The organism is Chryseobacterium mulctrae (assembly GCF_006175945.1).
GTDB lineage: Bacteria > Bacteroidota > Bacteroidia > Flavobacteriales > Weeksellaceae > Chryseobacterium > Chryseobacterium mulctrae.
Genome location: NZ_VAJL01000001.1, coordinates 2,702,539 through 2,725,849, shown reverse-complemented (window position 1 = coordinate 2,725,849; position 23,311 = coordinate 2,702,539). Strand labels below are relative to the sequence as shown.

The window sequence follows — 23,311 nt, the reverse complement described above, 5'->3', positions numbered from 1 at the left end:
CACGACATATGAAGAAACTCTTATTAATTATATTGTTGGTTTTTATAAGTAAGATTAATGCGCAGAATTATTCCGGTGAAGTCTTTTTACGAGACAATTCGGTACTGTACCTTAATCAGGTTTATGTGACCAATCTTACAACACTCAAAACTGTTCTTACAAGCTATAGTGGAGAATTTAACATAAAAGCAGAACCCGGAGATGTTATACGTTTTACATCAATTATTACAGAAAGAAAAGATGTAAAGCTGACCCCACAAATGTTCAGCTCTAAAAATTTAGTAGAATTAAAAGTAGCGTATTATGATATTCAGGAGGTTGTGATCAGCAGATTCAGACCTACAGGAAACTTGAGATATGATGTAAATTCTATCCGCAAAGAAGATAAAGCACTTGCTTTGAAAAAAGTAATTGGTCTTCCCGAACCGAAGGGTGATGGTACTTCTCCCGTACTTTCTGTTGCAGGTTTAAGAGACGGCGGTCTTACGTTCAGTTTAGAAAGTATATTTGATATTCTTTCCGGTGACCGTAAGAAAAAACAACGATTGGTAGCTTACGAAAGAATGAACAGCTCTGTAACCAACATCAAAAATTATTTAGGAAAAGACTATTTCACAAGATTGAAAATCCCTGAAAACCTTATCGATAACTTCTTACAGTTTGTTTATACTTCAGAGAATATCGAAGTGTATTTACAAAGCGGAAATTTTGAAGCTATAAAATTACCTATCGAGAAGTATCTTCCTATATACCAAAGAAGATTAAAAAATTCACATCTTCAGGAGGTTGTAAAATAATTATTTAAGTTAAAAAAATTCACCAAAAACAAATCTTAACACTTTAAAGAACACTCTTTTTTAAAAATTTGTTTAATTTTATTCAAACTAATAACACCAAAGGTCTAAATAATTTAAAAATTTATTTAGACCACGTCACCAAATATTATTTCAATGAAAAAGGTAATTTCACTTTTCACCACTTTATTGTTTCTTACATTCTCGGCACAGAAGCAGGGTAAAGATTACAGCAATATTCTTAAAAGCAAGAATATCTATGAAATCAACGCCTTCCTGAGAGATGCGCATCCGGATGATCCTCGAAGATCTGTTCTGAAACCGAGAGTAATGGATTTTATGAAAGATTATATCAAAAATGCTCCACCCGGTGATAAGAAAGTAAAAGAAATGCAGGATAACCTTGCGAGACTGAAGAGAGGTCCCTCTACAAAAGTTTCTTTCGAGGAGATGAATGCAATGATCAAACAAAAGCAAATCTTAAAATATCAAAAACAATTACAGATTGGTCAGTCTGCGATCGTTTATACGCCAAGTTCAGCGCAAAACGTCTATGTAACCTCTTCTTCTGCAGCAAAAAACACCAAAGTAATTGCTGATACAGAAGCTTCTGAATTTAATATGTTGATGGGAGAAAATCCTATAGAACATAAAAATAAAACCGTAAAAATCCTGAATTCTTTATTTGACAATGATCCGAATTCAAAAGAGTGCATTGTGATGATTGAAAACAAATCTGACTGTAATATTATCGTAAGAATTGAAGGTGTCGGAAATACAAAGTACAGACTTCCTGTTCCGGCTCATGGCGACAACTCTATTGTTGTAGAAAAAGGAGATTATTTATTTACAAGTATAGTTTGCGGAGCGCAGTATGCCTCACAAAAAACAATCCAAAAACCATTAATGGTAGCATTGGGAAGTTCATCAAAATAAGTTCTAACGTTTTTCGTTTCGATTAAAAATTTAAATGCTGCATAATTTTCGTAATTTTGCGGCATTTCATATAATTCATGGGCAAAAATAAATTAAGAAGATTCGCAGAAAACAAAACATTACCAAACGTTGTACAACCTATAAGAGAAGAAGCCCTCAATGGTTTTGAACTGAAAGGAAACTGGAGAAAAGATTTCTTTAAAAACAACCAACCTATCGTTTTAGAATTAGGTTGTGGAAAAGGTGAATACACAGTAGGTCTTGCAAAAACTTTCACAGATAAAAATTTTATCGGAATTGATATAAAAGGAGCAAGATTTTGGTTCGGTGCAAAAGAAGCAGTAGAAAACGGAATGCACAATGTTGGTTTTCTAAGATCACAAATCGAATTGGTAGAATATTATTTTGCTGAAAACGAAGTTGACGAAATCTGGATTACTTTCCCGGATCCGCAGATAAAATATAAGCGTACGAAACACAGATTAACGCATCCTGATTTTCTTGAAAGATATAAGAAATTTTTAAAACCTGGTGGAATTGTACATTTAAAAACCGATTCAGAGTTTTTGCATGGCTATACTTTAGGTTATTTACAAGGTGCCGGTTACGAAATTATTTCTGCCCATCACGATATTTACGGAGCTTTGGAATATGATCCGAATACGCCTCATTTAAGAGACATTCGAACATACTATGAAGAATTGTTTTCAGCAAAAGGAAAAACAATTACGTATATAAAATTTAAGATTAATTAAATCAATATTGAAGCTGTAAATTATTTGCAGCTTTTTTTTGGCAATAAAGCAAGCTTTTATGAGTTTAATAAAAAGTTTAAATTTAAATCTGGAATATATTACTATGAAAAAGTTTCTTCTCTTTTCTCTTTTTATCACTTTGCTTCTGAATAGTTGCGGCACTACAAATTATAATTCTAAACGACCAATATATAAGTCTTCTCCAGTCAATCCAAATAGCGGAATACATATTAATCCTAATGTACAAACCGAAAGAGAATATCAAGCTTTGTTAAAGACCTACAAACCTGAAACCGCAGAAGTTTTAAACAGCTTGTTGAATGATTCTTCAAACAGTCCAACCGTCTCGATTTCTGTAGAAAATAAATCGAATTGCAATATGGTTTTAACAATTAGTGGTAAAAACTATTTCAAAAAAATTCCGATTGGAGCTAATAAAATAGGGTCTGCAATGGTTCCTAAAAATCAGAATTACAATGTATCGGGAATGCTTTGCAATTCAGTTTATGAGAAAACAAAATACGTTACCAATTCTTTCAGTATAAAATTATCAAACTAAAAGAATTTTATTCATAATTTGATTAACTTTGTAATCAACAAAACTTCCGGATCATATTCGGAAAAATAAAAAACACAATTTGATGAAGAAAAAAACACTTACTTTTTTCTTCTTCGGTCTCATTCTTTCATCTTGTGCAAGTAATACGGTTGACAAAGTTGACGTTCTTAAGAGCACAAATATTAGTGAGATTGAAGAATATCTTGGGAAAGCACATCCCGAAGATCCTAAAACAAGAATTCTAAAACAGCGTATCATCGCATTGAAAAATGCCGAATGGACGAAAGGTGCAAAAAATGCAAGACCTATGGAAGCAAGACCCGTTTTCATGGAATTACCAGACCAGTTAAACAGCAAAAAAAAATCTGAAGCTAATCTGGAGGTTTTAAAAAAACTAATGTCTGAAACTTCAGAAGAACATAGAGAGAAGACCAAAAAGCTTTTAAACAATATGTTTAATGAAGATATTACTCACAATGAAGCTATTCTCCTGCTTAAAAATAATTCTGATTGTAACTTGGTTTTAGAAATCTCCGGAAAGAAATTTTACAATCTTGCCGTTCCGGCGAAAGGTGAAAATTTTATAGTCCTGAATAAAGATACTTATACTTTCTCGGGAAATGTTTGTGATGTAAAATATCAAAGCTCAAAAGAGATTAACAAAAGTCTGGTTGTTGTTTTACAGAATCCGGGATTCAAAGCAATATCCGAAAAAGAATTAATCGCAGAAAACAGGCTCAGTAAAGATTTAGAAAAAACAAAACAGAATGTTTCCTCTAAAAAAAAGAAGAAAAAATAGCAATTTCTAAAAGCTATAACAACAAAAACCGCTGAATAAATTCAGCGGTTTTATTATTTTAAAGATAATTTTCAGATTATTCAGCAGAATCGAAATCTGTATCTTTATCAGCAGAAACTACTTCTCCTTCTTCTTTAGATTTTTCTTTATCAGCTTTTCTCTGAGACTGACCGTCTTTGATAGATTCTGAAACAACGCTCAAGATCATATCGATAGACTTAGAAGCATCATCGTTTCCTGGGATAACGAAGTCAACTTTTCTAGGGTCAGAGTTTGTATCAACAATACCGAAAACTGGAATACCTAATTTCTTAGCTTCAGTTACAGCGATGTGTTCTCTCATGATATCTACAACGAAGATTGCAGAAGGAAGACGCACCATGTCAGAGATAGAACCTAAGTTTTTCTCTAAGTTAGCTCTTTGTCTGTCAACTTGTAATCTTTCTTTTTTAGATAAAGTTTCGAACGTACCATCTTTTTTCATTTTGTCGATAGAGTTCATTTTCTTTACAGCTTTTCTGATTGTAACGAAATTCGTTAACATACCTCCCGGCCATCTTTCTGTAATATAAGGCATATTAAGTTCAGCAGCGTGCTTAGCAACTACTTCTTTCGCTTGCTTCTTAGTAGCTACGAAAAGAACTTTTTTACCTGCAGAAGTTAATTTTTCTAAAGCGCTGCACGCTTCATCCAATTTAACAGCTGTTTTATGTAAGTCTACAATGTGAATACCATTTTTCTCCATAAAAATGTATGGAGCCATATTTGGATTCCACTTTCTAGTCATGTGACCGAAGTGTACACCAGCCTCTAGAAGGTCTTTTACATTTGCTTTTGCCATGTTTTCTGTTTTTGTTAGTTTACTTTCCGTTTCTTAAACAATCAACAACTTCTTTAGATGGGAGAAGCGTTTGGATGCTAAACGTAACGGGCAATTTTTGTTTAGATAATAGAGACAAGAACCAAGAGCCGAGATTGAAGACTGAAAAAATCTTGAATCTTGTGTCTGAGATCTTGAATCTCGAAATTAACGTTTTGAGAACTGGAATCTCTTTCTTGCTTTTTTCTGACCTGGTTTCTTTCTTTCCACCATTCTTGCATCTCTTGTAAGTAAACCTGCAGGCTTCAATGCTAATCTGAACTCAGCATTAATTTCGCAAAGTGCTCTAGAAATACCTAATCTGATAGCTTCTGCCTGACCTGTATTACCACCACCGAAAACATTTACGGTAACGTCATACTGACCAACAGTTTCAGAAAGGATAAACGGCTGGTTTAATTTGTAAACCATCACGTCTGTAGAGAAATAATTTGCAGCATCTTTACCGTTTACTGTAATGTTACCAGTTCCTGGTTTTACATAAACTCTAGCTACAGAAGTTTTTCTTCTTCCGATTTTGTGAACTATAGACATAATTAATTATTTAAATTCGTTAACATTAATTGTTTTAGGCTGTTGAGCTTCATGCTTGTGCTCAGTTCCTTCATATAAATAAAGGTTTTTAAGCAATGCAGATCCTAATCTGTTTTTTGGAAGCATACCTTTTACAGATTTTTCCAATACTTTTAAAGAATCTTTTTTCTGAAGTTCAAGAGCTGTCATAGACTTCTGTCCACCAGGATAACCTGTATGCCAGATGTAAGTCTTATCGTTCCACTTGTTTCCTGAAAGAGTAACTTTCCCAGCATTCAAAACAATAACGTTATCACCACAATCTACGTGAGGTGTAAAGTTTGCTTTGTGCTTACCTCTCAAAATCTTTGCAACCGTAGAAGCTAGTCTTCCTAACGGCTGTCCTTCAGCGTCTACCACAACCCATTCTTTATTAGCAGTAGCTTTGTTCGCTGAAACAGTTTTGTAACTTAATGTATTCACACGTTTTAGTTAAAGATTAAACATAATTTTTCCCTTAAAAGGGTGTGCAAAGGTACACATATTTTTCTAATCTGAAAACTTATTTTAAATTAAAGTATTGAAAATAAAGATATTTAATAAGTTAGCACTTTCAAAAGAATCAATATTTATCCATTAAAAGGTGAGATCCAATCCTATATAAATTAAAAATCCGGCAAATATGTGCTCCGCCAATTTGTTTCCAAAAATGATTTCCTGATTAATTACGCAACGATTTACTTCCTCTGAAACTTGCAAATAAATAATAAGCAACAAAAACAGTCGAAAACTTAATAATGGAAGGAATTGCCAATTCTAAACTAAAAATAAGAGCTCCTACAGCCACCAAAAGCGCCATCGCACCAAAAGACAATCCCATTTTTTTGAAAAGAGAAAATTTAGCATCATCTAAAAAATAAGCCAATCCCCATGCAAGACCGAAGGCCAAAGCATAATAAAGTTCTAAACCAAGATCTTTGGTTTCCATAAATAAATAGTTGAACATAAAAATAATTCCGGTTCCTACTATAAAATAAATCAACGCTCTTTTCATACTATAATATAATAGTGCAAAAATAAAGAATTAAATTTTGCAATCATTTTAAACATATCGTTAAAGCTTATATTATTCTAAAACAAATATTTAATAAAACATTTGAACCAAATATTTAATATATAAATATCTAAACAACAGAACGAATGTTTGTTAAGTTGGAAAAAACCACAACACTAAAAACAGATTAATCATTTAAAAACCAACCAATTAATTATAGATTATCGGTTTTTAATTTATTGTTATATTTGGAATTCAGAAATTTCTAGATTTTTTATGGAAACCCAAAAATATACTCCAACAAATAAAGTAAGAATTGTAACAGCTGCGTCGTTATTCGACGGGCACGATGCTGCAATCAATATCATGCGTCGTGTAATTCAGGGAACGGGATGCGAAGTAATCCACCTTGGTCACGACAAATCTGCAGAAGAAGTTGTAAATACAGCGATTCAGGAAGATGCTAACGCAATTGCACTGACCTCTTATCAAGGTGGCCACAACGAATATTTTAAATATATCTATGACCTTTTAAGAGAGAAAAACTCTCCGCAAATCAAAATTTTTGGTGGCGGTGGCGGTGTAATCCTGCCTGAAGAAATCGAAGATATCATGTCTTACGGAATCGACAGAATTTATTCTCCGGACGACGGTCGTGAACTTGGTCTTCAGGGAATGATCGATGATTTGGTGAAAAGATCAGACTTTGCAACAGGAAAAGAAGTAACTGCAGAAGATTTAGATTCAATTAGTTTTGAAAATTCTACAAGCATAGCTAAAATCATTTCCGCAGTTGAAAACTTCTCAGAAGAAAAACCTGAATTAGTAAAAGCAATTGACGAAAAATCAAAAGACTTAAATATTCCGATCATCGGTATTACAGGTACTGGTGGAGCCGGAAAATCTTCGTTGACAGACGAATTGGTAAGACGTTTTATCCGTTCAAATCCAGATAAAAAAATTGCGATCATTTCGATTGACCCTTCGAAAAAGAAAACCGGAGGTGCTCTTTTGGGCGACAGAATTCGTATGAATGCAATTAATGACCCAAGAGTTTATATGCGTTCTATGGCGACGAGGGAAAACAACGTTTCCGTTTCTCCGTTCATCCATTCGGCTTTGAATGTTTTGAAATTGGCTTATCCTGATGTAATTATTCTTGAAACTTCGGGTATCGGACAATCTGGTTCAGAAGTTTCTGATTTTGCTGATGTTTCAATGTATGTGATGACTCCTGAATATGGAGCTTCTACACAGTTGGAAAAAATCGATATGTTAGATTATGCAGATTTAGTTGCCTTAAATAAATCTGATAAAAGAGGCGCTTTGGATGCGCTTCAGGCGGTAAGAAAACAGTTCCAGAGAAACCATTTATTATGGGAAAGTCCGTTGGATGACATGCCTGTGTATGCAACAAAAGCATCTCAGTTCAACGACCACGGAACAACGGAATTATACAATAGATTAGTTGAAAAAGTTAATGAAAAGTATTCCGATTTAAACTTACAAGGTTTTGTTGAACAGGAAATCACAGATGAAGTAACGATTATTCCTCCAAAAAGAGTACGTTATCTTTCTGAAATTGTTGAAAACAACAGACAATACGATGCTAATATTGAAAAACAAGCAGAATTAGCAAGAAAAATGTATCATATTGAAGGGGTGAGAAATTTCCTTTCTAATGAAACTTTAGATGCAGAATATCAAAAGGCTGAAAAAGACCTTCAGCAGGAAAATATCGACTTCCTCAAAACCTGGGATGATACGAAAGAGGCTTTTAAAGCTGAGTTTTATTCCTATTTTGTAAGAGGAAAAGAAATTAAAGTGGAGACCTCAACAGAATCTTTATCTCACTTAAGAATTCCAAAAATTGCTTTACCAAAATACACCGATTGGGGCGATTTGATCAAATGGAAAGGTCAGGAAAATCTTCCGGGAGGATTTCCTTATACAGCCGGAATTTATCCTTTCAAAAGAACAGGAGAAGATCCAACAAGAATGTTCGCCGGAGAAGGAGGTCCTGAAAGAACCAACAGAAGATTCCACTACGTTTCTGCGGAAATGGATGCAAAACGTTTATCTACAGCGTTTGACTCTGTAACTTTATACGGACAAGACCCTGCTTTACCACCAGATATTTATGGTAAAATCGGAAATGCGGGAGTTTCAATCGCAACATTAGATGATGCTAAAAAATTGTATTCCGGATTTGATTTGGTGAATGCGATGACTTCGGTTTCAATGACGATTAACGGACCAGCTCCGATGTTATTGGCTTTCTTTATGAATGCTGCAATTGATCAAAATGTTGAAAAATATATTGCTGAACATAAGCTTGAAGCTAATGTTGAGAAGGCTTTAAAAGCAAAATTCGACGACAAAGGTTTAGAAAGACCAAAATATAACGGCGAATTACCACCATCAAACAATGGTTTAGGATTAAAATTATTAGGACTTACCGGAGACGAAGTAATTCCTGCGAAAGCTTACGCTGAAATTAAAGCTAAAACCATTGCAACCGTTCGTGGAACCGTTCAGGCTGATATTTTAAAAGAAGACCAGGCTCAGAATACTTGTATTTTCTCTACAGAATTTGCCTTGAGATTGATGGGTGACGTTCAGGAATATTTCATCACAGAAAAAGTGAGAAACTTCTACTCTGTTTCAATTTCCGGTTATCACATTGCAGAAGCAGGCGCAAATCCGGTTTCTCAGTTGGCATTTACCTTAGCAAATGGTTTCACTTATGTGGAATATTATTTATCAAGAGGGATGAACATCAATGATTTTGCACCGAACTTATCATTCTTCTTCTCCAACGGTATCGACCCTGAATATTCAGTGATCGGACGTGTAGCAAGAAGAATCTGGGCAAAAGCAATGAAATTAAAATACGGAGCCGACGAAAGAAGCCAAATGTTGAAATATCACATCCAAACTTCAGGACGTTCGCTTCACGCTCAGGAAATTGATTTCAACGATATCAGAACAACTTTACAGGCGCTTTACGCAATCTATGACAACTGTAATTCACTGCACACGAATGCTTATGACGAGGCGATTACAACTCCGACTGAGCAGTCTGTAAGAAGAGCGATGGCGATTCAGTTGATTATCAATAAAGAATTAGGATTAGCGAAAAACGAAAATCCGCTTCAAGGTTCATTTATTATTGAAGAATTAACAGATTTAGTTGAAGAAGCCGTTTATGCAGAATTCGACAGAATTACTGAAAGAGGTGGTGTTTTGGGTGCAATGGAAACGATGTACCAACGTTCAAAAATTCAGGAAGAATCGATGCATTACGAATGGTTGAAACATACGGGAGAATATCCGATTATCGGAGTAAATACTTTCTTAGGAAAAGACGGTTCGCCAACAGTTCGTCCGGGAGAAGTTATCCGTTCGACCGAGGAAGAAAAGCAGGTTCAAATTGAAACCCTTCATAATTTCCAAAAATCTAATGAAGACAAATCTGAAGAAGCTTTAAAAACTTTACAACACGCAGCAATCAATCAGCAAAACTTATTTGCCGTAATGATGGATGCCGTGAAATATTGTTCTCTTGGACAAATTACCAACGCTTTGTTTGAAGTAGGTGGTAAATACAGAAGAAATATGTAACGGCAGGGCCGTAGCCAATTATTGACTACTAACTGTTTTAATAATTATAAAGTAAACCTCAAGGAATTTTCTTTGAGGTTTTTTTGTAGTTTTGATACTTAATTAAAAACTAAATGTTTAGAATTTTACTTTTTTTGTCAGTTTCCCTAATGACATTGTTTTCCTGCCAGCGAAAAAAAAATAATGACATCGCCTCTGAAACAGAAGAAACTTCTTTCAAGGGATATATTCCTCCAGCAAAGCTTGACAGTATGCTGAGTGAAAATTTCTTGCTTAATTCTTTTTACACTTCAGATAATGAACAAAAAGAATTCAGTTTTCATACTCCGATAGCTTCTGCAAAAATTTATGAAAACATAATTGACGAAAAAGGAAAATCTGTTTATTCAGACTATCCGGAACATCTTCTTTCTGAAGTGTTTTTCACAAAATCAGGCAAATTAAGCTCTTATGAAAATGTGAACCGTAAAAGTAAATTTATCGTCATTTACAATAGCAAAAATCTTGTCAATTTCTATATCAGACACGAATTTGACAATATCATGAAGGAAGAAAAAAATGAGATTACTGAATATAAATACGACGGTAACGGCAATTTAATAAGCGAATATAAATACAAAAAAAAGCCAGAAGGCTTTGAATTATGGCATTATACAGAGTATAAATATTCTTTTGAAAACGGAAATATTATTGTTCAGAAAAACCTATTAGAAAAATTCGCCAATTACTACTTTAATAAAAGTAAATTAACTTTTGATTCTAAAAAAAGATTAGTTAAGGAAGAAAATTATTCTCAAAATGTCTTAGCAAGAGGACGTGAAATTACTTCCGAAGAAAATTACTACTATGAGAACAGTAAATTTCCTGCGAAGGTTACAAAAATACAGTCTGTTGCAACAACAGACGGAAGCAGCCAAACTGAAACTTTCCAATATGACCAATATGGTAATCTCATAGAATATGTGGAAGCTACAAAACCTGAAATATACATCACTACAAAGAAAAACAATTATCTGGCAAAAAATAAAATAGAATCTATTAACGAGCATAAAACTTTAAAAAGCTATCAAGCTATGGGAGTACAAGTAGATCCTGATGAACAGAGAGATCATACAATAGTAACTTCCGATGACATGGGAAATATTCTTTTGAAGGAAAATGTTAAAAACAAATCCGAAAAAAACTATCTCAGCTATAAATATATATTTGACAACCATAAAAATTGGATTGAAAAACTTGTTAAAGAACATACATACATTCCTAAAGAATATCTGAATGAAGATGTAAAAGAGGACGCTTATATAAAATACAGAAGAGAAATTAATTATTCTGATTTTAAGGAAAGTATTCCGCTTAAAAAAATAGATTTGGATGCTGCCGAAAAATTCAAAAATGAAATCCTTGAACAGCAAAAATTCTATGAGACTTTTAAAAATTTAAAGTAATATTTTAACTTGAATTATCCTTCTTAAATATGAAACCAAAAGCCCTATTCAACTGGAGCAGCGGAAAAGATTCTGCGCTTGCTTTATATAAAATTTTAAAAGAAGAACAATTTGAAGTTACTACTCTACTGACGAGTATCAATAAAGAATTCCAAAGGATTTCTATGCACGGCGTTCATATTTCGTTATTGAAAAAACAAACTGAAAGTTTAGGTTTTCCATTAGTAAAAATGGAAATCCCGAAAGAACCTTCGATGGAAGAATACAGCGAGATCATGTCTACAACCATGAATGAAATAAAATCTCAAGGTGTTACTCATTCTATTTTCGGAGATATTTTTCTGGAAGATTTAAGGAAGTACAGAGAAGACCAATTACAATCTATCGGAATGGAAGGTGTTTTCCCGCTATGGAAACAAAACACTACCGAGCTCATCAACGAGTTTTTAAGTTTAGGCTTTAAAACCATTGTAACCTGCGTTAACGAAACTTATCTCGATAAGAGTTTTGCAGGAAGAATTATTGATCAGAATTTCATTAAAGATTTACCCAAGAATGTCGATCCTTGTGGAGAAAATGGAGAATTCCATACTTTCACTTTTGACGGACCTATTTTCAACAATCCAATTCAATTTGAAATTGGAGAGATTGTAAAGAAAACTTATCCTAAACCAAAGTCTGATGAAAACGAAGAAGATGGAGAATATGCATTTTGGTTTTGCGATTTGATTTCAACAAAATAGTCAATAAAAAAGCCTCTTAAACTTTTATTTTAAGAGGCTTTAGTTTTTATTTTAATATTTAAATCGAGTTGATATATTGCCGTATTTGATAATATAAACTCCTTTTTGTATCGATTTTAGATTAATTGCATTAGAAGATTCATCACCCGACAGGATTTCTCTTCCCGAATAATCATAAATACTGTATTTTCCGAAATTTCCTTTACTTAATATCAGATTTCCTGCTTTTACTGCAATCTTAGAATTGTTATTTTTTATCACCTCATCGGTACTCAATGCAGAACAGAAGTTATTGAGAGAAGCAATTTCCGCATCGGTAATCGCTCTGTTGAAGAGACCAAACTCATCCATTGTCATCCCGGCTTTCATACCAGTATTAGTAGCATATGTGCCAAGTTTAAATAATGCGCCATTAAAAACCAAAGGAGCTGATTGGGCCGCTGTTGTTTTAAGAACCCCATTTACATAAGCTTTTATATTTTGTAAACTGCTGTCGTAAACAAATATTAAATCTACAAGCGACGACGTCGTAGAAAAAACCCCGGGAACATCCACATTAGACATTCCGTTAGCGGTTAACCTCACACCTCCTGTACCCGGAGCACCGTTTGTAAACATGCGGAAAGAATTTCCACCTGTTATAGCATCTCCCAACAGGTAATATACTGTGGTTACATTGCTGGTGTAATTATTAAATTTTAAATGTATCGTCCAAGATCCACTTAAAGCGAGATTCCATTTAGTATTAAAATAATTTGAGCCTCCAGTAGAGCCACTGCCTACCAAACCATTACCTAAGCAATTTGTATTGCTTCCTAAAGTTAAATTCCCCACAATTTCGCCTATCTGCGTTCCTGTAGGCGGACTGGTTGCAAGATTCGAAATATTGGATGCAGTTCCTTCAAATTTATAGTATAAAAGTTCAGGAGTTTGAGATTGGGCTATAGAGAATGTAGCCATCAAAAGTAAAAGATAGATTTTGTTTTTCATAGGAATATTGGATAATTAGTAGCGCTAATTTAACAATTAAATCAACATAATTATATTTTTAATTTAAAATAAATGAAATATTATTAAATTATCAATACTAAAATATCACAAAAAGAGGATTTTTACAAAAACAAAATAATTGAATATAAGAAAAATATATCTAAAATTTGATTAGTAAATGATTTCACCTTTACAAGATTTTTTATTATTTTTAGTAAAAAACCAACTTCATGCTGAAAAAAACCTTGCTGCTTTCTATACTTTCTCTTTTACTCTTTTCATGTCAGAAAACAGAACCGGTACAAAAACCTGTTAGTAGAAAAGCAATTGCAGATTCTGCCGTTGTAATATTTCAAGAAAAATTATATAAAACACAAATTGATTCTGTTTTTAATCGATACAGCTTTAACGGTAGTGTTGCTATTTTTAAAGATAATACTGAGTTATACCGCAGAAATAATGGCTTTTCAAATTTTGAAAATAAAACAGAGATCAACGATTCTACGGTTTTTTCTATTGCATCAATCAGCAAACAATTTACTTCTGTTCTTATCCTCCTTCAAATGGAGCAAGGAAAACTCGACCTCAACGATAAAGCTTCAAAATACATTAAAGATTTTCAGAAAAAAGAATATGAAAACATTACCATTCAACAGCTTCTAAATCACAGTTCGGGTTTAAATAATTTTGGAGAAAAACTATTGTTTAAAAGCGGTTCAGGATTTAATTATTCAAATGATGGTTTCAATGCTTTAGGCAAAATCGTAGAAACAGTTTCCGGTAAATCTTTTGATGAAAATATACAGGAATTATTGAAAAAAACAGGAATGAAAAGCTCATCAACAGGAACAACTTTTAAAGGAGAAAATTTTGCACAGACCTATGTGGGGAATTCAAAAACTCAGAAAAAGGTAGAAAATATGCCGAAAAGACTGAGCAATAAAGAAATCGGAGTTCCTGCAGGCGGAGTTTTATCAACCATCAATGATTTGCATATTTGGAACAACGCTTTATATGCGGGAAAGATTATTCAATCTGAAACGTTGAAAAAATTTACTTCTAAAAGTACAGAAAGACATCATCAAATTTTTGGAACGATGGGTTACGGATTGGGAATTATGATGAATGACAACAAGCCTGTTTCTTATTTTCACAGTGGTTATGTAAAAGGTGCGCCTTCTCTCAATATTTATTATCCTGAAACCAAAACTTCGGTCATTATTCTTTCTAATATTGCCGATGAAGAAAAAGGTAAATCTGCAGCTTTCAAACCTCATCTAAAGATCAAAGAAATTGCAGATATTTTGGAAAATATCAATTAGAAACTTTAAAATTCTCCTGCAAATACGGAACGATGTTTTTAATCATCTCCAGATATTTTTGTTGAGCAATAATTATCGTCGCTTCAACAAAGAAAAAGAAGGCAAATAAGAAATTGACCACAATTCCTTTCATAAAGTTTAAATCTAAAAAACCTTCATTCATCTCAAATACAAACCGGAAGAGCCAACCTGAAGACATCGGCAGAATAAAAAATACCGTTACCAAATCCTGATACGCAGAAAGACGAATATTTTTATATTTTTTTGGAAGGTCAAAATATTTCTTTTCTTTAATATAAATAATCAACGGAAAAACCATGATTAATAAAATTAAAATACCGAAACTAATTCTAAAGATATTAAAAGGAACTGTACTATAAAATAAAATCATCACAGCTTGGCAAAGCACAGCGACAACAAAAGATTTCTTTAAAATAGGATATAATTTTTGTCTCGTCGATTTTTTAATTAATACAGAAGTATCTTCTAAACTCCAATTCCCGTCCCAAGATAATTTCAAATCATCATACCAAGAAATGATTGCGACATTAAAAGCATCGTCAAAAGATAAGTTCTTTTCAGCCTGAACTTCATTAATTTGGCTTATAAAATGATCTTCCACCTCCATCAGTAAATCGACAGGAAGTTTCTTTGATAAAAGATATTCTCTTATTTTGTTTTTTTGTTCTATCGTCATGCCAGTAAAACATTTATTTTTTTAGCTCTGAAATAAAGCAATTGAATCTGAAGCACCACTGAAAAAGTTACTGCCATATGATTGAAAGGAAAACTCCATAAATTTTCAGTTGTAAAAAACATCGTATTTACAGAAAGGATAATTAACATCAATAATACATTCCTCAACAACAATGGATGAAAAGACATTTTTCTGTATTCTGAAAAGCTCATTTTTCTGAATATAAAATGATACATGAGGAATAATAGATATATTACAATTAAAGTTCCCTGAACGCCCAAGTAAACATTTTCATTACAATAAAATACGGTTCCTAATATCAAAGAAAACACAAATGCGATCATCATCATTTTCTTAAATCTGTCCTGTAAAATACTTTTCTCAATTTTTGCAATTCTTTTGAAAGAAAACAGGTCTGCTTTTACCATTTTTAGCTCGTTTTGCCAATTGAATTTCGTCTGCAGAAATGCTTCTGTAAAACTGATTTCTTGTTTGTTTATTAATTCTGAAATCTGCATTACAAAATGATCATAAACCTCAGCAAATACATCAGAACTTAGATTTTTGCTTTTTAAATATTTTTCTATTTCTATAAGATTCTCTTTTGTCATCATAATTTTAAATATCAAAAATGGTTTTCAGATTAAATAAATAGCTTCTCATTTCATCTTCCTGAGTAGCCTGTTGCTTTTTACCTTTCTCTGTAAGTAAATAATATTTTCGGCTTCTTCCGTTGATCTCCTGTACTTCAGACCTAATAATTCCATCTGCTTCCAATTTATGTAAAAGTGGATACAAAGCTCCTTCCGTCATTTCCAGTTCGCCTTCCGTTAATTCTTTTGCACGTTGCGTAATTTGATAACCATACATTTTCACTTCTTTTGAAAGCAGTTTTAAAATGATATTCTGAAGCGTCCCTTTGTAAAGGCTGTTTTTTTTCATCGTGAAGATTTAATACCTCACAAATCTATGCATAATTTTCTTATGCATTAAAATTAATTTTAAAATCGAGAGAAATATTATATTTACAGAATGAAAAAAATGTACTTCATTGCTATTTATCCTGATCAGAAAATCATTGATGAGGTGAGAGTTTTTAAAGAAGATTTAGCTTTAAATTTCGGGAATTCCAAAGCTTTGAAAAATGATGCACATATTACCTTATTTCCACCTTTTGAAAGAGAAATAGAACTGGAAGAAGACATTCATACCGCTTTTCAAAAAATTGATACCAACATCGCTCCTTTTGAAATTAGTTTAAATGGTTTTGGAAATTTTCCTAATCCTAAGAATCCTGTTTTGTTTATAAAACCTGAAGAAAATGAAAATTTAAAACAGCTTTATCACAATGTAACAGAAAAATTTAGTTTTGGAAAATATTCATTTAGTCCTCACGTAACTGTCGGTTATAGAGATCTTACTTATGAAAACTTTATAAAAGCTTGGGAAGCTTATCAAGACAAAATTTATAAAACGAACTTTTTAGTTGATAAGATTTCACTGTTAAGACATGATGGAAAATGGGTTTCTATTAATGAAAAGAAATTATCCCGGAATAATAATTGAATTCTAAAATAAAGAAAGCCGTATCTTTGCCAAGATGGTTTCAGCAGAGAAAATAATTTTAGGAATTGACCCCGGAACAGCCGTTATGGGATTTGGTTTGATATCGGTCAAAAAAGGAAAAATGGAAATGATTTCCATTCATGAATTGATTTTAAAAAAATACCCGAATCATGAAACCAAGCTTAAATATATTTTCGATAAAACATTAGCATTGATTGACGAGTTTCATCCGGACGAAGTTGCACTCGAAGCTCCTTTCTTTGGCAAAAATGTACAGTCGATGTTGAAATTGGGAAGAGCACAAGGCGTTGCAATGGCGGCAAGTCTGCACCGAAATATTCCTATTACAGAATATTCTCCAAAAAAAATAAAAATGGCAATCACAGGAAACGGGAACGCCAGTAAAGAACAGGTTGCAGGAATGCTACAAAATCTTTTAAACCTGAAAGAATTTCCTACAAAATATTTGGATGCTTCCGATGGTTTGGCAGTTGCGGTTTGTCATCATTTTAATTCGGGAACCATTGCAGATACAAAATCTTATTCAGGATGGGATAGTTTTCTAAAACAAAATCCTGATCGACTGAAATAATTATTTTTTCCTTTGATAGAAATCTTCAATTTCCGTAACATTTCCATTAATAATATCACCGTATATAATTGAAAATTTATTCTGTGAATAGATTTTATAATGCTCTACTTTTTTAAGGTCATTTTCTCTATACGAAAAAGAACCACCGGTTATCGTGACCAAAAAATCGTCCGTTTTGCTTTTTACTTTACAGTCTTTACCTGTAGCAAATGTTTTCGTCATTATTGTTTTTTGATCTTGACTTTTAAAAATAAGCTCATACTGTTTCATACATTCATGAAGATCAAAAACTTTTGTTTCTCCACCTTCTTTATAATTCTTTTGTACAAACGTCCATGTTCCTGAGAAATTTTTGCGTTGTTTTCATCATTTTGTCGTTCAACAATTTTCTGTGATTGGCAACTGATAATTAACACACAGAAAAATAAAACACTGAATAATTTTTTCATATTATTTTAGAATGAAATAATAAAAGCCCTTTTTCAAGGGCTTTTATTGAGTTTAGTTATTTAAGAATTTCTTAGAAGCTTGTTGATCACCATCAGAATAATTAATGATATATGAACCTTTAATTAATGGTTGATTGATACTAACTTCATTGGTCTCTGAATTCCCTTTCTGTATCAGTTTACCACTCATATCATAAATTTGATAATTCCCGAATTTTAAATTCTTGTTACCAAAAAGCTGAAGTTTGTTTTCTCCTTTGATGTAGACAATTTTGGTATCAGATTTATTTACTGTCTCAGAAGTAGATAACGCCCCTAATATTTTAACAGCATAATCTTCTATCTGACCATATTGTAATACAGAACATGATGTAAATTCCGGTAAATTCACCGAGTTTCTTGTCGCTGCATCTACTCCAATTCTTACTCTTAAATAGGTATTTTGTACCGCAGTTATTGCAGGAGTTACATTTACTGTATAAGTACTACTCTGCTGTGAAGCTATATTATTAGAAAGAAAATTAGTAACTAATTCTTCATCTTCGAATGTCCCATTATTGTTATAATCAATCCATGCTTTTACTCGGAATTTTTCTGATTGACCAAAACCGTTCATAAAAGTAATTTTTAACGGAGTTGTTGTGAGAGCAGGTATTTCAGTAGCGTAAGCTGGTCTTATACAAGTAGCATTGGCATAATCTGCATAATAGATAGGATTGGCTTCATCAGAATCATATCCGTTGGTAGTACTATTGATATCTCCAAAAACCACTTTATAAGGTCCTGTTGCAAAATTATTATTTGTAGGATTTGCAATACCTGAAGGGTTACATTGCGCATTAATTACAGAAACTGGTGATGGTATAACCGTCGCAGGATCTTTTCCGCCCAAAGAATTTATAAGATTCTTTCTGTATTCCATCATCATCAAAATTGCTCTGTCACGTTGCCCTGCAGTAAACTTACGGTTTGAATTGGTATAATTCATAATGTTATACTGGGTACCGTCATAGTTCTGACTGGTACAAGGATCGGTTGCATTATTATTTGGAACAGAAACGCCATACATACTTCGTGATGGAGATGTATCACAAACTCTGTCACCATCTGTAGCACAATTGTTATTCACAGGACATGTTGTCTGGCTATTAGCTGAAACCCCTTGAAAAGTATGATAAAGTCCAAAAGCATGACCTAATTCGTGGGTAAGTGTAGTATCATTTTGATTCTTTATTGTTGCCACTTTCATAAAACTTTCATAATCGTAATCATATGAACTTGGAAATGCAGCATAACCCATAAGACCATATGACAACTGTTGCTCACCATCGAAACCAATTACTACATAAATGTTAAAGTATGAATTTTCTGGCCAGTGTGGTGCTAACTGATTTTTAATTTGTGTGTCTGTAGCTCCGGTATCTGTTACTCCATTTTGGTCATAATCAGTAAGAGTACTTCCGTTGTATCGTATAATACCCGTTGTAGGCATACAACTTGGTGATCTCTTCGCTAAAACAAGTTTAAATGGTATCACATTTCCTCCTGTAGGACCGGTCGCTTCGGGATAAAAGTTTCCACCATAAGTAGTTGCATACATACTGTTTGCTCTTGCTATCCAATTGATAATTTCCTGATCTGTAACTGCCAAGTTAGCATTTGCAGGATCCTGAGATTCGATTACATGAACAACTACGGGGATTTCATAAATCTGTCCCGTATAAAGAGCATTCTTTGAAGTTGTAGCACCTACTTTATTTAGAAAAGCCTGTTGATTCATTCCAAGAATCTTTTGCTCTCCTTCTTCTCTGTATTTTTTTAAGCATGGATGTCTGTCATCCAACTTTTTCATTACTTTATCAAAACCGCAATCTTTATGAAAGTCCTGCGAGAATGCATTAATAAAAAAGATAAGTACTAATAGGGTACTGAATTTTTTCATTTCTTTTTATTTTTATTTAATATTCGATTGCAAAACTATCAATTTATTATTAATTCCAACACATTAAAGATTAAAAACTTAAATACTGTTTATAATTTAACACATTTTAAAACCTTTTCTACAATTATCAATTTAAAATTACTTGGTAAAACATATTACTATTTGTAACAATGGTATGCTTTTTAATACTAATTTTGTATAAATTTTCAACAATGAAAAACGCACAAGCAACTATATATCAAACGAATCACAAGATAAACTGGTTCCAAAAGTTTCTCTTGATTTGTTCAGGAGGGAACATTCACATCTTGAGAAAAACACCAAGTGAATGGAATAAATTCGCAGGAATTGGAGGAATTGTTCTTTTCACCGCAGTTTTCGCAACACTATCTGCAGCCTATGCAATGTTCACTATTTTCGATGATATTTGGGCATCCATTGGTTTTGGAATTCTTTGGGGTTTAATGATTTTTAATCTGGATCGATACATTGTTTCGTCTATCAAAAAAACAGGATCTTGGTGGAATCAGATTCTGATGTCTATCCCAAGATTGATTTTAGCAACATTTTTAGGAATTATTATTTCTAAACCTTTAGAACTGAAAATCTTTGAGAAGGAAGTTAACAAACAGCTGAATACAATTATTCAACGTAACAAAACAGACCTGCAAAAACAAATGAACGGCAGAATTCTTCAGCAAAGCGGTCCTTTTGAAACTGAAAAAAAACAAATTACAGACAAGATTGCCCAATATCAAAAGTCTTATGACTCTGCTTCTGTTGAACTTGAAAAAGAAATTTTAGGAAAGCAAACCAATTTAACCAGTGGAAAAGTCGGTTTTGGTTCTAATGCAAAAAGAAAGCAGGAATTAAAAGAACAACGCAGACAGGATTTAGAAAACTATAAAAAGCAGGTAGCGGCAAGACAAGAATATCTCGATAAAGAAATCTCTAAAGTCTACACCAATCTTGAAACAGAAAGAAAATCTACAGAAACGTTTGAAGATAAATTCAACGGATTTGCGGCAAGATTACAAGCTCTGGACGAATTAGGAAAAAACTCAGCAATCATTGCCACTGCAGCAGCTTTTATTATGGGACTGTTTATTACTCTTGAAATTTCACCTGTTTTGATTAAACTAATTTCTTCAGTGGGTCCTTATGATTACCTTTTAGAGAAAACGGAAAATGATTTCCGCCTCTATTCCAAAGAAAAAATTGAAAAAGGAAATGCATTGACTGATTTTCGGATCTATGATTTTAAAGATCAATTAAAGAATTGACGACCTAATAATAACAATTCGTATAAAATCAAAAAAACTCGCAAACAAATGCGAGTTTTTTAATTTAAACAGCAATAAAATTAAATATTCATTATTTATTTTATTATATAGATAAATATCTACAAACATATTGACATATATCTAAAGGAATTATTATGATTGCGTTTATTATGTTGATAAATTTACATTATAAAAGTTGAGAGAAAAACTTGATTGCTTTTAGCTCAGATTTTATAAAACACAAATGATGAAAATTTAATTATTCGGAGGTGAAAACTCAGTGATGAAAAAAAATTATATCGTATTTATTCGCAGAGCCTAAACAAGGCTCTCGGGTAAATACTAAAAAAAGAAAACACAAATGATGAAAATCTAATTATTCGAAAATGAAAACTCAGTGATGAAAAATTAGATTGTATTTATTCGCAGAGCCCCAAAAAGGCTCTCGGATAAATACTAAAAAAAGAAAACACAATGATAATTTAAAACACAAATGATGAAAAATTTTGTATTCTAAGAGCCAAAAAGCTCAATGATGAATACATCAATTTTCATTCACTCTTTTCATATTTAATTTTTGGTTCAAAAAAAATACCTGCGAATTTTCGGAGGTATTTTATATATGTATCTTGATTTATTACAAAGAATAATTCGGAGCTTCCTGAGTGATAATTACATCATGTGGATGAGATTCTTTCAAACCGCTTCCTGTAATCATTACCATTTTGGTATCTTTCTGCAAAGCTTCAATATCTTTAGCCCCACAATATCCCATCCCTGCTCTAAGACCTCCTGTTAATTGGAAAATAACTTCCTCCAGTTTACCTTTACTTGGAACTCTTCCTTCAATTCCTTCCGGAACGAATTTTTTAGCCTCACTTTGGAAATATCTTTCTTTTCCACCTCTTTTCATAGCAGAAAGACTTCCCATTCCTTGGTAAGTTTTGAATTTTCTACCCTGGAAAATAATTTCCTCACCTGGAGCTTCATCAGTTCCCGCTAAAAGAGATCCCAACATTACCGCTCCTGCTCCACTTGCAATTGCTTTTACGATATCACCAGAAAGTTTAATTCCTCCATCAGCAATTACCGCAACATTTTTAGTTTGAGCATATTCGTAAACGTTATAAATTGCAGACAACTGTGGAACACCAACTCCTGCAACAACTCTCGTTGTACAGATAGAACCTGGACCAACACCTACTTTTAAAACATTTGCCCCAGCTTCGATCAGATCTTTTGCAGCTTCAGCAGTTACGATATTTCCACCAACAATATCCAAATCCGGATAAGCCTTTCTTATTTCAGAAATTTTGTTTAAAACTCCGATAGAATGTCCGTGAGCAGAATCGATACCGATAATATCTACTCCGGCTTTTACCAAAGCTTCAATTCTGTCTAAAGTATCTTCACCCACTCCAACACCTGCTCCAACGATCAAACGACCGTTTTCGTCTTTGTTAGCATTTGGATATTCTAATTGATTGTCGATATCTTTTATGGTAATTAAACCTACCAATTTATTATTCTTATCAACGATAGGAAGCTTTTCAATTCTGCTTTTAAGAAGAATTTCTTTTGCTTTTTCAAGGTTGGTATCTTTATCAGAAGTGATCAGATTTTCTTTCGTCATGATCTCTTCCACTTTCATATCAAGGTTTTCCTGATATTTTACATCTCTGTTAGTAATAATTCCGATTAAAGTATTTTCTGCATCCACAACCGGAAGACCAGAAATCTTATATTTCGCCATCGTTTCTTTAGCTTCAGCCAAAGTATGATCTTTAGAAAGCGTTACAGGATCAGAGATCATTCCGTTTTCAGAACGCTTCACTCGGTTTACCTGAGCGGCTTGTTCTTCAATCGTCATATTTTTGTGAATGAAACCCAAACCACCAACTCTTGCCAAAGCAATCGCCAAATCACCCTCTGTAACGGTATCCATTGCAGCGGAAACGATCGGAACATTAAGCGTAATTTTATCGGTAAGTCTTGATTTTAATGAAACCTGGTTAGGTAAAACTTCAGAATAAGCAGGGACTAGAAGCACGTCATCGAAAGTGATGGCTGTCTCTACAATTTTGTTATGAATAGACATCTTTACTTTCTTGCAAAATTAAGTCTTTTTGCTGGAATATGAAAATGCTTTTAAATAGTTTAAATAAAACTTAATAATACATGATATAAATCGAAAAAAGTCACCTAAAATAGCTAAGTTTTCGTTGCGTGCGAAGCACGAACAATGAAAACCCTGTTGAACGGAAGCTTCGGGAGCTTTTTTCAGCATTATGGGTTTACCGACGAAGGATTTTAAAGATATACAGGAGACTTTCAGAAAGGTCTCTTTTTTTGTGGGTGAATTTGATGG

At 33.0% G+C, this 23,311-nt stretch carries 23 protein-coding genes; 12 read left to right on the top strand and 11 right to left on the bottom strand.

Annotation, left to right across the window (positions count from 1 at the left end):
• Positions 1-8: 8 nt before the first annotated feature.
• From FDY99_RS12510 to FDY99_RS12490, 5 genes are all read left to right on the top strand, one after another.
• Complete coding sequence (locus FDY99_RS12510; protein WP_139421898.1) at positions 9-797, top strand: hypothetical protein; 789 nt, start codon at positions 9-11, stop codon at positions 795-797.
• Between the two features lie 153 nt (positions 798-950).
• Positions 951-1,730, top strand: coding sequence for a DUF6759 domain-containing protein (locus FDY99_RS12505; RefSeq protein WP_139421897.1), 780 nt, complete (start codon positions 951-953; stop codon positions 1,728-1,730).
• A 77-nt stretch (positions 1,731-1,807) separates the two neighbouring features.
• Entirely contained in the window at positions 1,808-2,485 is a 678-nt protein-coding gene (trmB, locus tag FDY99_RS12500) for a tRNA (guanosine(46)-N7)-methyltransferase TrmB (RefSeq protein WP_139421894.1), read from the top strand.
• Positions 2,486-2,588: 103 nt separating this feature from the next.
• Positions 2,589-3,044: a DUF6759 domain-containing protein gene (locus tag FDY99_RS12495; protein ID WP_139421892.1), complete on the top strand. Its 456-nt coding sequence runs from the start codon at positions 2,589-2,591 to the stop codon at positions 3,042-3,044.
• A gap of 82 nt (positions 3,045-3,126) precedes the next feature.
• A complete protein-coding gene (locus FDY99_RS12490) occupies positions 3,127-3,843 on the top strand; it encodes a DUF6759 domain-containing protein (RefSeq protein WP_185148729.1) in 717 nt (238 codons plus the stop codon).
• A gap of 76 nt (positions 3,844-3,919) precedes the next feature.
• Here the strand turns inward: FDY99_RS12490 and rpsB are convergent, their stop codons facing one another.
• The 4 genes from rpsB to FDY99_RS12470 form a co-directional block, all read right to left on the bottom strand.
• Positions 3,920-4,684 carry a 30S ribosomal protein S2 gene (gene rpsB / locus FDY99_RS12485; RefSeq protein WP_139421890.1) on the bottom strand — a complete coding sequence of 255 codons (765 nt, stop codon included), beginning with the start codon at positions 4,682-4,684 and terminating at the stop codon, positions 3,920-3,922.
• A gap of 186 nt (positions 4,685-4,870) precedes the next feature.
• On the bottom strand, positions 4,871-5,257 hold the full coding sequence (gene rpsI, locus FDY99_RS12480) for a 30S ribosomal protein S9 (protein WP_139421888.1): 387 nt from the start codon (positions 5,255-5,257) through the stop codon (positions 4,871-4,873).
• 6 nt (positions 5,258-5,263) lie between these two features.
• Complete coding sequence (gene rplM / locus FDY99_RS12475; protein WP_066674809.1) at positions 5,264-5,719, bottom strand: 50S ribosomal protein L13; 456 nt, start codon at positions 5,717-5,719, stop codon at positions 5,264-5,266.
• Between the two features lie 238 nt (positions 5,720-5,957).
• Positions 5,958-6,290, bottom strand: a complete 333-nt coding sequence (locus FDY99_RS12470) for a hypothetical protein (RefSeq protein WP_139421886.1) — start codon at positions 6,288-6,290, stop codon at positions 5,958-5,960.
• A gap of 276 nt (positions 6,291-6,566) precedes the next feature.
• On the opposite strand from FDY99_RS12470, the gene FDY99_RS12465 reads away from it, so the two are divergent.
• From FDY99_RS12465 to FDY99_RS12455, 3 genes are all read left to right on the top strand, one after another.
• Positions 6,567-9,914 carry a methylmalonyl-CoA mutase family protein gene (locus FDY99_RS12465; RefSeq protein ID WP_139421883.1) on the top strand — a complete coding sequence of 1,116 codons (3,348 nt, stop codon included), beginning with the start codon at positions 6,567-6,569 and terminating at the stop codon, positions 9,912-9,914.
• A 113-nt stretch (positions 9,915-10,027) separates the two neighbouring features.
• A complete protein-coding gene (locus tag FDY99_RS12460; protein ID WP_139421881.1) occupies positions 10,028-11,359 on the top strand; it encodes a hypothetical protein in 1,332 nt (443 codons plus the stop codon).
• A gap of 29 nt (positions 11,360-11,388) precedes the next feature.
• Positions 11,389-12,102, top strand: a complete 714-nt coding sequence (locus tag FDY99_RS12455; protein ID WP_139421879.1) for a Dph6-related ATP pyrophosphatase — start codon at positions 11,389-11,391, stop codon at positions 12,100-12,102.
• 51 nt (positions 12,103-12,153) lie between these two features.
• Here the strand turns inward: FDY99_RS12455 and FDY99_RS12450 are convergent, their stop codons facing one another.
• Complete coding sequence (locus FDY99_RS12450) at positions 12,154-13,092, bottom strand: LamG domain-containing protein (RefSeq protein WP_139421877.1); 939 nt, start codon at positions 13,090-13,092, stop codon at positions 12,154-12,156.
• A gap of 230 nt (positions 13,093-13,322) precedes the next feature.
• Between FDY99_RS12450 and FDY99_RS12445 the strand changes: the two genes are divergently transcribed.
• A complete protein-coding gene (locus FDY99_RS12445; RefSeq protein ID WP_139421875.1) occupies positions 13,323-14,414 on the top strand; it encodes a serine hydrolase domain-containing protein in 1,092 nt (363 codons plus the stop codon).
• Here FDY99_RS12445 and FDY99_RS12440 read toward each other — a convergent pair.
• The 3 genes from FDY99_RS12440 to FDY99_RS12430 are packed head-to-tail and all read right to left on the bottom strand — an operon-like array spanning position 14,407 to position 16,053.
• On the bottom strand, positions 14,407-15,111 hold the full coding sequence (locus FDY99_RS12440) for a hypothetical protein (RefSeq protein ID WP_139421873.1): 705 nt from the start codon (positions 15,109-15,111) through the stop codon (positions 14,407-14,409). The genes FDY99_RS12445 and FDY99_RS12440 overlap by 8 nt on opposite strands.
• Positions 15,108-15,725: a hypothetical protein gene (locus FDY99_RS12435; RefSeq protein WP_139421871.1), complete on the bottom strand. Its 618-nt coding sequence runs from the start codon at positions 15,723-15,725 to the stop codon at positions 15,108-15,110. The genes FDY99_RS12440 and FDY99_RS12435 overlap by 4 nt, the downstream gene beginning before the upstream one ends.
• 4 nt (positions 15,726-15,729) lie before the next feature.
• Positions 15,730-16,053, bottom strand: a complete 324-nt coding sequence (locus tag FDY99_RS12430) for a PadR family transcriptional regulator (protein WP_102980036.1) — start codon at positions 16,051-16,053, stop codon at positions 15,730-15,732.
• A gap of 90 nt (positions 16,054-16,143) precedes the next feature.
• Here FDY99_RS12430 and FDY99_RS12425 point away from each other — a divergent pair, with 90 nt between their 5' ends.
• Together FDY99_RS12425 and ruvC are read left to right on the top strand one after the other, a co-directional pair.
• The gene (locus FDY99_RS12425) at positions 16,144-16,677 is read left to right on the top strand and encodes a 2'-5' RNA ligase family protein (protein ID WP_139421869.1); all 534 of its coding nucleotides are present in this window, start codon (positions 16,144-16,146) and stop codon (positions 16,675-16,677) included.
• Positions 16,678-16,711: 34 nt separating this feature from the next.
• Positions 16,712-17,269, top strand: coding sequence for a crossover junction endodeoxyribonuclease RuvC (gene ruvC, locus FDY99_RS12420; RefSeq protein ID WP_139421867.1), 558 nt, complete (start codon positions 16,712-16,714; stop codon positions 17,267-17,269).
• Here ruvC and FDY99_RS12415 read toward each other — a convergent pair whose 3' ends face one another.
• Both FDY99_RS12415 and FDY99_RS12410 read right to left on the bottom strand, forming a co-directional pair.
• Positions 17,270-17,491 carry a hypothetical protein gene (locus tag FDY99_RS12415; protein ID WP_139421865.1) on the bottom strand — a complete coding sequence of 74 codons (222 nt, stop codon included), beginning with the start codon at positions 17,489-17,491 and terminating at the stop codon, positions 17,270-17,272. It lies immediately after the preceding gene.
• 279 nt (positions 17,492-17,770) lie between these two features.
• Positions 17,771-19,660 carry a zinc-dependent metalloprotease gene (locus tag FDY99_RS12410; protein WP_139421863.1) on the bottom strand — a complete coding sequence of 630 codons (1,890 nt, stop codon included), beginning with the start codon at positions 19,658-19,660 and terminating at the stop codon, positions 17,771-17,773.
• A gap of 212 nt (positions 19,661-19,872) precedes the next feature.
• On the opposite strand from FDY99_RS12410, the gene FDY99_RS12405 reads away from it, so the two are divergent.
• A complete protein-coding gene (locus tag FDY99_RS12405; protein WP_139421861.1) occupies positions 19,873-20,943 on the top strand; it encodes a DUF4407 domain-containing protein in 1,071 nt (356 codons plus the stop codon).
• Between the two features lie 637 nt (positions 20,944-21,580).
• Here the strand turns inward: FDY99_RS12405 and guaB are convergent.
• Positions 21,581-23,041: an IMP dehydrogenase gene (gene guaB, locus FDY99_RS12400; protein ID WP_139421859.1), complete on the bottom strand. Its 1,461-nt coding sequence runs from the start codon at positions 23,039-23,041 to the stop codon at positions 21,581-21,583.
• Between the last annotated feature and the right edge of the window lie 270 nt (positions 23,042-23,311).

What these genes read in the sequence shown, in the direction of transcription:
- FDY99_RS12510 (WP_139421898.1), top strand. Translation starts at nt 9, where the DNA reads ATGAAGAAACTCTTATTAATTATATTGTTGGTTTTTATAAGTAAGATT.
- FDY99_RS12505 (WP_139421897.1), top strand. Translation starts at nt 951, where the DNA reads ATGAAAAAGGTAATTTCACTTTTCACCACTTTATTGTTTCTTACATTC.
- trmB (WP_139421894.1), top strand. Translation starts at nt 1,808, where the DNA reads ATGGGCAAAAATAAATTAAGAAGATTCGCAGAAAACAAAACATTACCA.
- FDY99_RS12495 (WP_139421892.1), top strand. Translation starts at nt 2,589, where the DNA reads ATGAAAAAGTTTCTTCTCTTTTCTCTTTTTATCACTTTGCTTCTGAAT.
- FDY99_RS12490 (WP_185148729.1), top strand. Translation starts at nt 3,127, where the DNA reads ATGAAGAAAAAAACACTTACTTTTTTCTTCTTCGGTCTCATTCTTTCA.
- rpsB (WP_139421890.1), bottom strand. Translation starts at nt 4,684, where the DNA reads ATGGCAAAAGCAAATGTAAAAGACCTTCTAGAGGCTGGTGTACACTTC.
- rpsI (WP_139421888.1), bottom strand. Translation starts at nt 5,257, where the DNA reads ATGTCTATAGTTCACAAAATCGGAAGAAGAAAAACTTCTGTAGCTAGA.
- FDY99_RS12470 (WP_139421886.1), bottom strand. Translation starts at nt 6,290, where the DNA reads ATGAAAAGAGCGTTGATTTATTTTATAGTAGGAACCGGAATTATTTTT.
- FDY99_RS12465 (WP_139421883.1), top strand. Translation starts at nt 6,567, where the DNA reads ATGGAAACCCAAAAATATACTCCAACAAATAAAGTAAGAATTGTAACA.
- FDY99_RS12460 (WP_139421881.1), top strand. Translation starts at nt 10,028, where the DNA reads ATGTTTAGAATTTTACTTTTTTTGTCAGTTTCCCTAATGACATTGTTT.
- FDY99_RS12455 (WP_139421879.1), top strand. Translation starts at nt 11,389, where the DNA reads ATGAAACCAAAAGCCCTATTCAACTGGAGCAGCGGAAAAGATTCTGCG.
- FDY99_RS12450 (WP_139421877.1), bottom strand. Translation starts at nt 13,092, where the DNA reads ATGAAAAACAAAATCTATCTTTTACTTTTGATGGCTACATTCTCTATA.
- FDY99_RS12445 (WP_139421875.1), top strand. Translation starts at nt 13,323, where the DNA reads ATGCTGAAAAAAACCTTGCTGCTTTCTATACTTTCTCTTTTACTCTTT.
- FDY99_RS12440 (WP_139421873.1), bottom strand. Translation starts at nt 15,111, where the DNA reads ATGACGATAGAACAAAAAAACAAAATAAGAGAATATCTTTTATCAAAG.
- FDY99_RS12435 (WP_139421871.1), bottom strand. Translation starts at nt 15,725, where the DNA reads ATGATGACAAAAGAGAATCTTATAGAAATAGAAAAATATTTAAAAAGC.
- FDY99_RS12430 (WP_102980036.1), bottom strand. Translation starts at nt 16,053, where the DNA reads ATGAAAAAAAACAGCCTTTACAAAGGGACGCTTCAGAATATCATTTTA.
- FDY99_RS12425 (WP_139421869.1), top strand. Translation starts at nt 16,144, where the DNA reads ATGAAAAAAATGTACTTCATTGCTATTTATCCTGATCAGAAAATCATT.
- ruvC (WP_139421867.1), top strand. Translation starts at nt 16,712, where the DNA reads ATGGTTTCAGCAGAGAAAATAATTTTAGGAATTGACCCCGGAACAGCC.
- FDY99_RS12415 (WP_139421865.1), bottom strand. Translation starts at nt 17,491, where the DNA reads ATGACGAAAACATTTGCTACAGGTAAAGACTGTAAAGTAAAAAGCAAA.
- FDY99_RS12410 (WP_139421863.1), bottom strand. Translation starts at nt 19,660, where the DNA reads ATGAAAAAATTCAGTACCCTATTAGTACTTATCTTTTTTATTAATGCA.
- FDY99_RS12405 (WP_139421861.1), top strand. Translation starts at nt 19,873, where the DNA reads ATGAAAAACGCACAAGCAACTATATATCAAACGAATCACAAGATAAAC.
- guaB (WP_139421859.1), bottom strand. Translation starts at nt 23,041, where the DNA reads ATGTCTATTCATAACAAAATTGTAGAGACAGCCATCACTTTCGATGAC.